Here is a 12,431-nt window from a genome sequence, read left to right as displayed (position 1 = left end):
AATGCGCAAACTTAACTAAGGGCGAAAGATTTATCCCATTTGATTCCAGAATCAGTTCTAAATGGTTTGGCAATTGAAAATAGTCTAGAAGAATAAGTTATCGATAAAATAAAGCACCATGGTGAAATGGTGCTTTATTTTTTTAGGACGTTAATCCGTTTTTTTCGATAAAATAATACAAGTATTAATCGAAATAGCTTGCAGTTTATGGCGCTCTCTTTCGGCTGCTCGTTTTCGGTCGTAGGGACCAAGATATACTCGGTACCAGACACCATTTTTACCTTCAGTTCTGCGAACGTTAGAGCTTAACCCCTGAAAAGCAATTTTGGCTCGCATCGTTTCCGCTTGAGCTTCAGATCTAAAAGATCCACACTGCATTTGGTAACTTCTATTTGGCTGTGGTTGTTGCTTTGGCACATCAACCTGAACTTCTTTATTTTCAAGCAAATCTTGATAAATCCATTTATCTTCAGGCTTGGGGGGTAAATCATCCTTTTTCTTTGGTTTCGTTTTTACTGGAATTGGCGCAGGTTTGGTGGTTTCTGCACTGTCTTTAATGTTCCATAAAAAATAGCCAAATCCACCAATTGCCACGAGGACGATCAGTAAAGGGATGATTGGCAAGCGCGTTGCGGGCGCTTGCTTTTTCTTGGCGCGAGGTGCGCGTTTATTTGGTTTACGATTAGCGTAATCGCGGCTCATTACATCTTCTCTAACGTTTCAATCCCTAGAAGCGCCAGACCTTGTTTTAAAGTCTGTGCCGTGAGTTTAGCCAATTGTAATCGGCTGTGTTTTTGAGCTTCAGTTTCTGCAGTAAGTACTGGGCAAGCTTCGTAAAAGCTTGAAAAAGCCCCTGCTAATTCAAATAGGTAGCCACAAAGTACATGAGGCTGTCCTTTGGTACTAACTCGGCTTAATATCTCATTGAATTGCCCAAGCTTAGTTCCTAGATCTTTCTCTTTTTCATGCTCAAGAACAATTTTTGCATCAGTTAAATCAATATCCTGTGCTTTCTTGAAAATACCCGCTACACGAGTGTAAGCATATAATAAGTATGGCGCGGTATTGCCTTCAAAGCTCAACATTTGGTCGAAGCTGAAAATATAGTCGCTAGCACGATTTTTTGAAAGGTCTGCGTATTTAACAGAGCTAATGCCTACAACCTTAGCGATGTGCTGTACTTCAGCTTCATCCATGTCAGGATTTTTACTGCGAACCAATTCAATGGCACGTTCAACTGCCTCGTCAAGTAAATCAACCAGCTTGACTACGCCACCGCTACGAGTCTTGAATGGACGACCATCTTCACCATTCATAGTACCAAAGCCTAAGTGCTCTAGTGATAGTGATTCTGGTACAAACTTAGCTTGTTTGGCTAGGCTGAACACTTGTTGGAAGTGTAAGCCTTGGCGCAGGTCGACAAAATACAAAGCACGATCGGCTTTGAGTACATTGGCACGATAACGCATAGCTGCTAAATCGGTTGTTGCATACAAAAAGCCACCATCGGCTTTTTTGATGATCACTGGCAGTGGTTCACCATCTTTAGTTTTAAACTCATCTTGGAAGACCACTTTTGCGCCTTCGCTTTCGGTTAATAAACCTTGAGAATCCAAATCTGCTACTACTTGTTGCAAGTCATCATTGTAAGTGCTTTCACCACGCACATCGTCACGAGTTAAGCTCACACCTAACTTTGCGTAGACTTGGTAGCAGTGACTTAATGAAATATCGTTGAATTGACGCCATAGTTTATTGCAGTATTCATCACCCGATTGCAACTCAACCACTAGATTACGAGCGCGAGTCGCAAATTCTTCCGATTCATCAAATCGAACTTTTGCAGCACGGTAAAAGGTTTCCAAATCAGATAGCTCTAGGCTCGCTTTACCTTCATCTTTGGCTTGCAACTCTTCCATATAGGCTAAGAGCATACCGAACTGAGTACCCCAGTCACCCACATGGTTTTGACGGATCACTTTATGGCCTAAGAATTCTAAAGTACGAACTACGCTGTCACCAATGATGCTGGAGCGTAAATGACCAACGTGCATTTCTTTTGCAAGGTTAGGTGAAGAGTAATCAACCACAATGGTTTGTGATTCAGGTAAAGTCACGCCTAACTTAGGATCTGCAAGTGCTTCTTGTAGTTGATTCGCAAGAGCATTGTCATCTATAAAGAAGTTAATAAAACCAGGGCCTGCAATCTCAACCTTAGCCACATGACTTGATTCTGGAAGGTTGTCGATGATCAGTTGCGCTAACTCACGTGGATTTTTGCGCGCAGCTTTCGTTAGCATCATCGCAAGGTTTGTTGCGAAATCACCGTGACTCTTGTCCTTGGTTCGGTCAACCTGAATGCGTGCTTGAATATCTGTTGGCACAACGCCTTGTTCAATTAAGGACTGTAAGGTTTGCTCTAGCAAAGATTGAATATGTGATTTCATTGGCGATTTGCAACACTGATTGATGAAAAGGTAAATAGCCGTTCATTTTAACGAATTAACTGCGTGTATGACCATAGGTTTTTTCATAATTTTGTTCAGAATACACCTTCTCTCAAAATGTTAAGGGCAGCCACCTTTGTTAATGCTACTCATGCACTCGTTAGTTAGGTTTTGAGTTTGTAATAGCTTTGGATCGACCCAAGACAAAAAAGGGCAAATTCCGCTGCAATCAGTGAGTTTCGCTTCGTCTTCTAGTGTGAGTGATTTTGTGGGTTTATCGGTACTGGGATCGAGCTGTGTAATGTTATGAAGCCCTAAAAGCGTGGTTAATGCGCCATTGCCGCTGATATTGATACTTTGTTTAACATCTTGAAGCATTTGCAATGCATTCATATCTGTTAGCGTTGGGTTATCAACAATGGCTAGTGCATTAACCGAATGAGTATTGAGGTTTAAGCCATTCAAGCTGTGCAAATTATCATTACCACTGATCTCAATATAGCCCGTAATATCGTCAAATGTGGCTAAGCCTGATAAGTCAGTTAATTTTGTGTTGCTTTGAATATGCAGGTTACCTATTTGAGTTAAATTAGGTGTACCAGACAAAGAGGTAAGATTTTGGTTGTTGTTTATACCCAATTCTCCCCCTACCGACTTGAGTAGGTTGAGGCCTGAAAGTGAAGTTAAATTATTATCATCTGAAACCACCAAATCAGCACCGACATATTGTAAACCCATCAATCCCTCTAAATTTTGGAGGTTAGGGTTATCTAAAATCACTAAAGCCCCAGTTACATCATTCAGCGCATTGAGTCCCTCTAAGGATTCTAAAACTGGATTATGGGCAATCTCAATGCTCTTGGTTACCGTTGCTAATTGATAGAGGTGCTGTAAGTTCACGAGTTTAGGATTTTTTGAGATATACAAATTTCCTACAATGGTCACAATACCCTCTAGATTGGATAGGTCTGATATATCTGAGCCTGTGATTAATAAATCTCCCACAACTTCTATGTACTTGCACTTAGGGGCATATTTATTGGTAAAACCATCTACATCGGCTTGAGAGTAGAGCACGATATTTTGGCTGACGGTACAGCCAAGCAAATTAGTTGAATGGGATGGTTGGGCTGCGGAAAAGTTATTTATTGATTTTATTTGATGGGAAGCTAAATGGTGTGTATTGACTGAGGCTGAGGCAGAAGCATTGCCTGAAGCTGCTGCTAAAACAGTAATGAATAAGAGGTGAGTCCAGCGCATCTTTATAATCTCTATGCCGTTTATTTTTCATCATCACATTGAGAGCAGAAAAATACTAAGAAGATAATGCTCTAACTCATTAATTTGGAGTATTACCTTTAGCCTATAGCTAAATTAACAGCTTTTGCGGCATGAATTTGAGTGGTGTCATACAGTGGGATTTTAGTATGTTGCTGCTGAATGAGTAAGGCGATTTCAGTGCAGCCTAGAATGATGGCTTCTGCACCTTGTTCATATAAGCTATTGATGATTTTTAAATATTGGTCTTTAGAAGCATCATTGATCTTACCCTGACATAGCTCTTGATAAATCACTTGATGAACATATTCTTGCTCTTTTTCGTTTGGAACAATGACCTCAATACCGTATTGATCAGAAATCCGCTTTTTATAAAAATCTTGCTCCATGGTAAATCGAGTACCAAGAAGCCCTACACGGTTAATTTTATCTTCAATCAATCTTTCGGCAGTGGCGTCGGCGATATGAATAAGAGGGATAGAGATGGAGGATTGAATTTCCGAAGCGACTTTATGCATAGTATTAGTGCAGATAAGCAGAAAGTCTGCGCCTCCGGCCTCCACAGCTTTTGCTGCCTTAGATAGAATAGCGGCAGTTTCGTCCCACTTTCCTTGGTGTTGAAGCGTTTCTATTTCATTAAAATCCACACTATAAAGACAAATTTTAGCTGAGTGTAATCCACCCAATTGGGCTTTTACCTCCTCATTAATGGCTTTGTAATAGCTGGCAGTTGACTCCCAACTCATTCCACCGAGTAACCCTATGGTTTTCAATTGTTTTTCCTTAGAATGAGTTTGAGAGTTAGTATAATCCTATCCTGAACTAGCTGTTTTACCAAGCGCTACGTTTTTGTGTAACGATAAAATTTCTTTGATAAAAGCAATATAAAAGTAAGGAAAGATATTGAGCATAACGAAAATGTAACTGACCTTATACCGAAAGGGCATTGATGGCTTTTTGGGAGCATTAAATACGGTATAGCCATTGAGTAAATAGCTAATAACAACATACAAGGTGGCGATAGCGCCAACAATTAAGTAAATAAACGATAATCCCGTCAACACTAAAGTAAGAACATCCATTTCTTAGTACTCCAATACAAATCTACAATTAAAATCATATACCGTTTTGCGTTAATTTGCCGACTAAGTGGATGAAATCTATTAGCTATGCTGATCATTAACTGATTAATAGCGATAAATTATGAAATTCAATTGTGCTTTCTCGGGTCTGGTAATCAATTGAAGTGAATGTCAACGAGAGATGAAGTATATGAAAGCCTCAATCCCAACACCTGTTTATGTTTTATTAGCCGTATCTTCTGCTTTGATGGGGCTGAGTATGTTACTGATGGGTGACCATAGGCACATCACCATAGTAACTGATTTTTATCACCTAGAATCAGTTGCTTCTGGCGCCGTATTTAACGTTACCGCAGCGGTGAGTTTTCTATTAGTCGCTATCTTTTCTTTGATGACGATTAAAAAGGCTGAATATCAAAAAGTGCTTGGTCTGTGGCTAACCATTATTGGTGCTGTACCGCTGATTGCATTGTTTTCATCAAAGATGTGGATTGCGTCACTAGGTGGTTTTCCAGCGATTGGCGCTGGCCAAGGGGTGATCAAATATTTTGCTCTACTTTCCGTTGGCTTACTCATTTTATTGCCAAACTTGGATAAAACGATACAAAAAGTCATTGCTGCATTTCCAGTAATTTTAGTGTTGCTTTGGATCGGCGGCATGAAGTTTACTGAGCTAGAAGCTAAAGGCATCGAAAGCTTAGTCAATACGTCTCCACTGATGTCATGGATGTATAACATATGGGATGTACAAACCACTTCAGATCTTATTGGTGTTTACGATTTAATCGCGATGGCATTAGTCATTGCTGCGATATTTAAACGCCAATTCCTGTTGCCTGCAGTATTGATGTCAGGCGCAGTATTTGCTGTTACTCAAACGTTTTTATTTACTGCTGAAGGTGCGTTTTCAGCAGAAACCATTCTTTCTACAACAGGCCACTTTTTAATTAAAGATTTATGGTTTATTGCCAACTTAGTATGCTTGTGGAAGCTCTCAGAATCAGAAAGCTAAACGAGAGACTCAGTTATTTTGTTTTGAGTTGAATCGGGTGGGGAATGTTGCTCAGTTGATTTTTGAGCAGCATTTTTATCTCTAGATACTTTTAGAATTGGTTTCGGTGTTCCTGAGTAAAATGTGGTTTCTGCTCTCCCTTCGATGGCTTTTTTAGATGTTTTAGGTGAAAGATGCCTTTCTAAAGTAGCTCTGCCTACAAGATCTGGGTGAAAGCTGGTCCGTTTATCAGAAGTTGGTTTACCCTCTGACTGCTGAATAACATATTTTTGGCGACGTGAACTTTTGGGTGAAGATTGAGGTAAGGTTTGGGTTGTTTCACCAATAAATCGTGTTGTAGCTGAGAACGAATCAGTAGATACTTTATCTTGTTGCTGTTTCAAGCGATAAATAAAATATGTTGATGTGGGGTAGCTAGATGAACCGAGAGCAAAGCATTTTCTAAGGCCTAAGTCGCTGGTTAAGTTAGGATCTTTAAGATGTTGTATTTTATTTGTGTAACAATGTAAAGTGTCCGCTCTAGTCATCAATGCGACTGTATTGTTAACGCCATGTTCTTTAAGTAAAATATCCGCAAGAAGGGCGCCACCATATACATCATGATAGTAAGTTTTTAATGGTCGTAAATTGCAACAAGAGTCTGTCACAATAACCCGACAATACACTGGCTCTGAGCTAGCATGATGAAACCTAGACCAGTCTTGCCTGCTGCAATGAAATTCGGCGTTGTAATCACCAATTTTGCTGTGAACAGCATTATAAAGGTCATCTAAAGTGGTCTCACTCGAAAGCTGAATTTCAATACCACGTAATATTTGAGTGCGAGAAGGTGCTTGAGCCGTTGCCATTGTTTTTCTGATCTCATTAACAATATTAATACTCTAATTCAATGGGCTGAATCTAAGCTGAATTTTCTAGTTATTTGGACATTGGAAGCTGTCATTAGTCTTACAGTTTCCTGAATAATTGGAAATGTGTACTTCTGATCTTTGCTACTTGAATATCCAAAGCCCCGACAATAGTTTCAATGTTTTTGAAAGGCATACCATTGGTTATGGTATCACCGCTTAGATCGATCTCCCCAGTGATCACGTTACAAACTGGGTATTGATTAAAGTAGGCGTTAACTTGCTCTTGACAAGTAAAGCGATTGGTTACCCAGACACGCCCTAGAATGAGCAAATGCAAAAGAAGAAAAAAACAAAGTGCCTATTAGGCGAAGGAGCTAAATTTAGTTGGTAGGGAGTCCATAATTAAAGTCAGTATCATGGATCTAGGGATAGGAAAAAGTCACAATAAATCTTGCGGATCTCTATCGACACTCCAGCGGCATCGTTTAGCTTCAGGCATTTGTTCCACTTGCGCTAAAGCTTGCTCAAATACTTGTTGAAGCAAAGGACGGTGTTTGCTTTGAAACATCAAATGACGTCGATGTTTTCCGGCTTTTCTATCCATTGGTGCTGGCATTGGGCCAATGACCTCACATTGTTTATCTTGTGGCAGTAACTGACTCAGCGCTGCTAAAAACGTATCCGCATCTTCAGGCTTATGGGATTCAGCACGAATGAGTACCATGTGCCAGCTGGGTGGTAGTTGAGCCAGTTTACGTTCTTCTAATTGAGTTCTTGAAAATTCACCATAACCACGATGCAGTAAATCGCGTAGCAATGGATTATCAGCTTGGTGAGTTTGCAGTAATACTGTGCCGGGTTTCGTGGCTCGTCCTGCTCGCCCTGCAACTTGAGTATACAGTTGCCCGAAGCGCTCTGGTGCTCGAAAATCAGCGCTGAATAGTGCTCCATCAACATCTAATAAGCCGACTAAGGTGACATCTGGAAAGTGATGGCCTTTGGCGAGCATTTGGGTGCCCACTAAGATTTTGTATTCACCTTTATGAATAGCATTCAAGTGTTGCTCGAGTGAGCCTTTTCGTCGAGTGCTGTCTCTGTCTATTCTCACTACGGGAAAGTCTGGAAACTCTTTTGTAAGTTCAGCTTCGAGTTGCTCTGTACCGACACCATGACCAAATAACATAGTGCTGCTACATTGATGGCACTGTTTAGGGATAGCGTATTGCTGACCGCAGTGGTGACAACGGATTTCGTTCAAGCCTTGATGAACAGTAAAGTAAGCATCGCAGCGGTCACACTCGTGTAAATGACCACATTCGTGGCAAAGTAGAGCAGGTGAGAACCCTCTACGGTTCAAAAACAATAAGACTTGGTTACCAGCGTTGAGATGGATTCGGATCTCGTTAATGAGGGGTGTAGATAGCCCTGCTTTTAGTGGCTGGCTACGAATATCGATGATGCCTTGTTTGACGTTTTGTGCAGCCCCTGCACGTTTAGTCAGCACATGGTGTTGATAGCGTTCGGTTAAGGCATTTTGCAGAGTTTCTAAAGACGGTGTAGCTGAGCCTAAAATCACGGGGATTTGCTCTAAATGCCCTCGCATCACGGCTAAGTCTCTGGCGTGATAACCGACACCTTCTTGTTGCTTAAAGCTGGAGTCATGCTCCTCATCTAAAATGATCATGCCGGGAAAGGCCATTGGCGCAAATAGGGCTGAGCGAGTCCCTATGATGATGGCGGCTTCACCACTTCGAGCCAATTGCCACGCTTCTAATCGCTGTTTATCGGTTAACCCAGAGTGAATGACTGCAATGGTAACCTTAAAACGATATTTAAAACGGTTAATGGTTTGTGGGGTGAGTCCAATTTCTGGCACTAACACTAAAGCTTGTTTACCTTGCTTTAATACGGTTTCTAATATCGATAGATAGACTTCGGTTTTACCTGAGCCAGTAACGCCTTCAATTAAAGAGCAATGATAATTTTGTTGCTGATTAATGGCTGATACGGCAATCGCCTGCTCTGGATTAAGACGCAGTGGTGTTTCGCCCATTTCCAGTTGATCACGCCAACGCAAATCCACTTTACGCTCAAGTTCTAGTTTTATGGCCAAGTCTTTTTCGATCAACACATTAAGTGCAGGTTTGCTTAGTTGTAAATCGGAAATTTCAAGTGGTGATAGGGCTTGGTCTTTTAGTAATCTGAGTATTTTAAGCTGGGCTGTAGCACGTTTCAAAAGGGCTTCATCCATCTCTCGCCCCGCTTGTGTAATGCGGTATTCGATTCGTTTAGCACTTTGGCTGTCTGCACCATTTCGTAATGCTACAGGAATAGCTTGAGAAAACATTTGTCCTTGGCTGCAAAAGTAATACTTGGCCGCCCAATCACAAAGCTTAGTTAAGGACTCGGGGAGTAAGGGGTGGTTATCTAATACTTCAATGATGGTTTTAATTTTGTCGGCAGGCACGTCGCAATGCGAATTGATACTCAAGACAATACCAATCAACTTTTGTCGACCGAAGGGCACTTTAACTCGCCCACCAATACACACATGAGATTGCTGAGTTTCAGAAACGGCATAGCTGAAACATTGGCGCATGGGAACAGGTAGAGCGACTTCAACAAAAATGGATGACATTGAGTATTTAAGAGAAAACCAATAGAAACATGGTAGTTAGTTTACTTAGTGGATCAGATAACGGCTAGGTAAAATTCACTTAATACTACAGACTTGTATGAATGATTGATTTCTTGTAGAATTTCGCGCCTTGGAATTTGCCTAATTGCGGGCCAATCCAATGAAACGAATTTTGAATTTTAACGCATGTGGTGCTCAACTTCGGGTTGGGAGAGCGACATGGCCTTAACGCTAAAGGTAATCCGATGAAAGAAGGTATCCACCCTAAATACGAAGAAATCACTGCAACTTGTACTTGTGGTAACACTATCAAGATCAACTCTACTGTAGGTAAAGATTTGCACTTGGACGTATGTGGTGCATGTCACCCATTCTACACTGGTACTCAAAAAGTTGTTGACACTGGTGGTCGTATCGACAAGTTCAACAAGCGTTTCGGTATGCTTAGCAAGAAGTAATAGCGGCTTACTGATAATGAAAAAAGCGCCAATTTGGCGCTTTTTTTGTGTGTAAAAGACAAAGCTTGTTTATCTATCGTACCTCATCTTTACGCTGTAGTTTGTTTATGGCATGCCAATCATCTATGAGGGTAACATAGTAAAGGTCACCATTCCTCTGAGCCAGCTCGCGAGCTGTTTTCCCCTTAAAGATTCCCTGGGTTCTAACTTTAAGCCTATCCTCAGGTAAATATTCAAGTACAGCTTTGACTTTGACCACGCTTCTTCTTTCTACAGCGATATGAAGAGCGAAGCGGCCATCCTTATCGGCTTGTAATAACAAGTCAGGCTTAAGTGGTATGATAAATTTTGTCATTGTGTCTTTATCATGTTCTTGCAAAAAGTATAAGAGGGCATTGTTATGTCCCTTTAGAGGTAGACCTAGAAGTTCAGGACATTTTTTTACTAACGATTGGAAACAAGGTCTTTCGGGGGGATTAGCTTTGCCCTTATGATGATAGTCAAGCGCTAGAGAAAGCATACTTTGGCGTTTTACCCCATTAAATTCAAAGTTTTGATAATTGAGTAAAACTGTGGCGTCGACTAGAGGCAATAAAATCTCAAGAGTTTCAATATCGTTAACTGTTACGGTATAGATTATTGCATTCATCAAGGTGTTGGTTGGATGTATAAATTTTAATATTTCTTTTATTTGTTCAGTCGTTCCTTTTTGCAGCCAAAATTCTAACAATTCAGCTCTACCTCTTATCCCTATGCGTGCTAAATATGGGTTTTCAAACTTGGTCTCTCTGAGAGTGAACCTCTTTGCATTATTGAGGGATCGATCAATGCTATTGATCTTTTCTAATACTTTTGTTGAAGCATAAAGAGCATAGCGAGAATGTTTCAGTTTAGAAATTAAATCATCTTTGATTTTTGTTCCAGTTGTGTTCCAGTATGGAATTCGCAGCAAAAAATCTAGCATCGTTAAATTGCCACTCTTAACGGCAAGCAGACATAAACTTTCACCGTCTTGATTGACTGTGTGCTGGTTCACATCATAATCAAATTTATTCAGTAAATACTCAACGACTTTTACATGCCCATTGAAAACGGCCATGCTGAGAGCCGAATTTCCTTTTTTATCAGGATTCTTGAGCCATGTAGTTATTTCCTGTGCTTCGCAATAAGCATAAAGGCTTGTGACACATTTTAGGTGTCCGTTGCCAGCCGCTATATGGAATGGGGAAAATTCAACTAGTGCTTGAGATGTCCCTGCTTTTTTGACTATATCTTTAAGCCTTTCGCAAGATAACAGCTTCATTAACAAGACGCGATTATCATGATCACAAGCATCACACAGGAATGACATGAATGCTTGATCCGGTAGATACTTTTCGGAGAGAAGATGTGCTGGAAGACGAGTAATAACGGCGTCATCACTTAGCCTTAGGTCTTCTGTTAACTCGCCTAAATCAGCTAACCTTTCTAGACAATTTGCTTTTAGTTGAGGTGATAAATAAGGATATATTTGATTGATAGTTTGAGGTAAGCAACTGTCTAAGCTCTTTCTCATATTAAGCTGAACGTATTTTGAATTAATAACTTCACTACAACGATATAGTAAGGCTTGTGCATGAGGTCGTACTTGCGTTTGAATACTCAACCTATGAATGAAGTCGATAAACTGATTGGCATCGTTTGTATTCAACATTGCGCTTGTCGCAATCAATGTTTGCTCAAAAGGATCTAAATTATCAAGAGGTATGTTCACTAAATTTTTTACCTGAATTGGCGCTTTTTCGCCTTTTGTGTTTTCTACAAAAAATTGTCGATAGTCTTGGGTTGTCACAACTGCACCTCGCGGTGCCTCCAGAGCTGAGTGAGGGTGGCTACCTATAACGGTATAGCTTTTTTTATGTTGGTCTTGAATTTTTGTATAAGCAAAAAGAGATTTTGCAGCATTTGGAACACTGGGTACTTGTAGGCTCATCGCATATAAATATATGGTAAATCCCATGCGGTGTTTATCTAAAACAGCGGGAGCATCGACTCTCTCTACACCTGAGTATAGATCGTCGCTGTGTTCTATAAGAGCAACATCGATTAAATGATTTTCGTCGCAAGAAATGTGTCGACTATATCGTGCTGCACAGTGTTTTACATAATCTCGATACTCATCAAATGAATCATTTTTTGCTGCATTCAGTAGGCTAAGGCTATGACATAAGCCTAATTCCTTGTCTGCTTGATCCTTTGCATTTTGAGGAAGTAATTGGAGTGCCATTAATTTAACTTTAAATGGTATAGTATCGTCTGCTAGCCATTGGTTAAGAGTGTTCAATTGTGACTGTAATGTACCAAAAAATGGCGTTACTTCAGTTTTATACTCGTCATTTTCATCCATGGTATTGATATATTCACAAAAAAACACTAAGTGTGATTGAATATTTGATGGTTCATCGCCGACTAGCTCATGGCAACATTTTGAGAAAGTTTGTAGCTCTGCTATCGACAATAATGACTTCGGCTCAGAACTCAGTGTTCTTTCGGTAGACATGGAGCTTGTAAACATAGGGTTAGCAAACACCGTATTCGCTCGACAGGGAGCTATCATGACCGTTGATGTAGCCATAGTATGAACTCTCGCTTGAATTTTAGGTTGGTATCTCAAAGAGTAGCGTTA

The 12,431-nt window shown here is 40.4% G+C and carries 10 protein-coding genes; 2 read left to right on the top strand and 8 right to left on the bottom strand.

The features are described 5' to 3' along the window. Positions 1–150 precede the first annotated feature (150 nt). From AC1EU0_RS02430 to AC1EU0_RS02410, 5 genes are all read right to left on the bottom strand, one after another. Entirely contained in the window at positions 151–702 is a 552-nt protein-coding gene (locus AC1EU0_RS02430) for an SPOR domain-containing protein (RefSeq protein WP_480300335.1), read from the bottom strand. Next, positions 702–2,447, bottom strand: a complete 1,746-nt coding sequence (argS, locus tag AC1EU0_RS02425) for an arginine--tRNA ligase (RefSeq protein WP_480300333.1) — start codon at positions 2,445–2,447, stop codon at positions 702–704. The genes AC1EU0_RS02430 and argS overlap by 1 nt, the downstream gene beginning before the upstream one ends. A gap of 120 nt (positions 2,448–2,567) precedes the next feature. Then, positions 2,568–3,707, bottom strand: a complete 1,140-nt coding sequence (locus AC1EU0_RS02420; RefSeq protein ID WP_480300331.1) for a hypothetical protein — start codon at positions 3,705–3,707, stop codon at positions 2,568–2,570. A gap of 98 nt (positions 3,708–3,805) precedes the next feature. Next, positions 3,806–4,498 carry an aspartate/glutamate racemase family protein gene (locus tag AC1EU0_RS02415; protein WP_480300329.1) on the bottom strand — a complete coding sequence of 231 codons (693 nt, stop codon included), beginning with the start codon at positions 4,496–4,498 and terminating at the stop codon, positions 3,806–3,808. A 39-nt stretch (positions 4,499–4,537) separates the two neighbouring features. Further along, the gene (locus tag AC1EU0_RS02410; RefSeq protein WP_480300327.1) at positions 4,538–4,807 is read right to left on the bottom strand and encodes a hypothetical protein; all 270 of its coding nucleotides are present in this window, start codon (positions 4,805–4,807) and stop codon (positions 4,538–4,540) included. Between the two features lie 190 nt (positions 4,808–4,997). On the opposite strand from AC1EU0_RS02410, the gene AC1EU0_RS02405 reads away from it, so the two are divergent. Beyond that, the gene (locus tag AC1EU0_RS02405) at positions 4,998–5,819 is read left to right on the top strand and encodes a DUF417 family protein (RefSeq protein ID WP_480300325.1); all 822 of its coding nucleotides are present in this window, start codon (positions 4,998–5,000) and stop codon (positions 5,817–5,819) included. Here AC1EU0_RS02405 and AC1EU0_RS02400 read toward each other — a convergent pair. Both AC1EU0_RS02400 and priA read right to left on the bottom strand, forming a co-directional pair. Then, on the bottom strand, positions 5,816–6,667 hold the full coding sequence (locus tag AC1EU0_RS02400) for a hypothetical protein (protein WP_480300323.1): 852 nt from the start codon (positions 6,665–6,667) through the stop codon (positions 5,816–5,818). The genes AC1EU0_RS02405 and AC1EU0_RS02400 overlap by 4 nt on opposite strands. A 442-nt stretch (positions 6,668–7,109) precedes the next feature. Beyond that, positions 7,110–9,308, bottom strand: coding sequence for a primosomal protein N' (gene priA / locus AC1EU0_RS02395; protein ID WP_480300321.1), 2,199 nt, complete (start codon positions 9,306–9,308; stop codon positions 7,110–7,112). A 245-nt stretch (positions 9,309–9,553) separates the two neighbouring features. On the opposite strand from priA, the gene rpmE reads away from it, so the two are divergent. Next, positions 9,554–9,766: a 50S ribosomal protein L31 gene (gene rpmE, locus AC1EU0_RS02390; protein ID WP_480300319.1), complete on the top strand. Its 213-nt coding sequence runs from the start codon at positions 9,554–9,556 to the stop codon at positions 9,764–9,766. Positions 9,767–9,839: 73 nt separating this feature from the next. Here the strand turns inward: rpmE and AC1EU0_RS02385 are convergent, their stop codons facing one another. Continuing rightward, positions 9,840–12,380 carry an ankyrin repeat domain-containing protein gene (locus tag AC1EU0_RS02385; protein WP_480300317.1) on the bottom strand — a complete coding sequence of 847 codons (2,541 nt, stop codon included), beginning with the start codon at positions 12,378–12,380 and terminating at the stop codon, positions 9,840–9,842. Positions 12,381–12,431 lie beyond the last annotated feature (51 nt).

The sequence above is a fragment of the Parashewanella sp. 2210YD4-3 genome, from assembly GCF_056591735.1.
This window is presented reverse-complemented; position numbering and strand designations above follow the sequence as displayed.

What these genes read in the sequence shown, in the direction of transcription:
- AC1EU0_RS02430 (WP_480300335.1), bottom strand. Translation starts at nt 702, where the DNA reads ATGAGCCGCGATTACGCTAATCGTAAACCAAATAAACGCGCACCTCGC.
- argS (WP_480300333.1), bottom strand. Translation starts at nt 2,447, where the DNA reads ATGAAATCACATATTCAATCTTTGCTAGAGCAAACCTTACAGTCCTTA.
- AC1EU0_RS02420 (WP_480300331.1), bottom strand. Translation starts at nt 3,707, where the DNA reads ATGCGCTGGACTCACCTCTTATTCATTACTGTTTTAGCAGCAGCTTCA.
- AC1EU0_RS02410 (WP_480300327.1), bottom strand. Translation starts at nt 4,807, where the DNA reads ATGGATGTTCTTACTTTAGTGTTGACGGGATTATCGTTTATTTACTTA.
- AC1EU0_RS02405 (WP_480300325.1), top strand. Translation starts at nt 4,998, where the DNA reads ATGAAAGCCTCAATCCCAACACCTGTTTATGTTTTATTAGCCGTATCT.
- AC1EU0_RS02400 (WP_480300323.1), bottom strand. Translation starts at nt 6,667, where the DNA reads ATGGCAACGGCTCAAGCACCTTCTCGCACTCAAATATTACGTGGTATT.
- priA (WP_480300321.1), bottom strand. Translation starts at nt 9,308, where the DNA reads ATGTCATCCATTTTTGTTGAAGTCGCTCTACCTGTTCCCATGCGCCAA.
- rpmE (WP_480300319.1), top strand. Translation starts at nt 9,554, where the DNA reads ATGAAAGAAGGTATCCACCCTAAATACGAAGAAATCACTGCAACTTGT.
- AC1EU0_RS02385 (WP_480300317.1), bottom strand. Translation starts at nt 12,380, where the DNA reads ATGGCTACATCAACGGTCATGATAGCTCCCTGTCGAGCGAATACGGTG.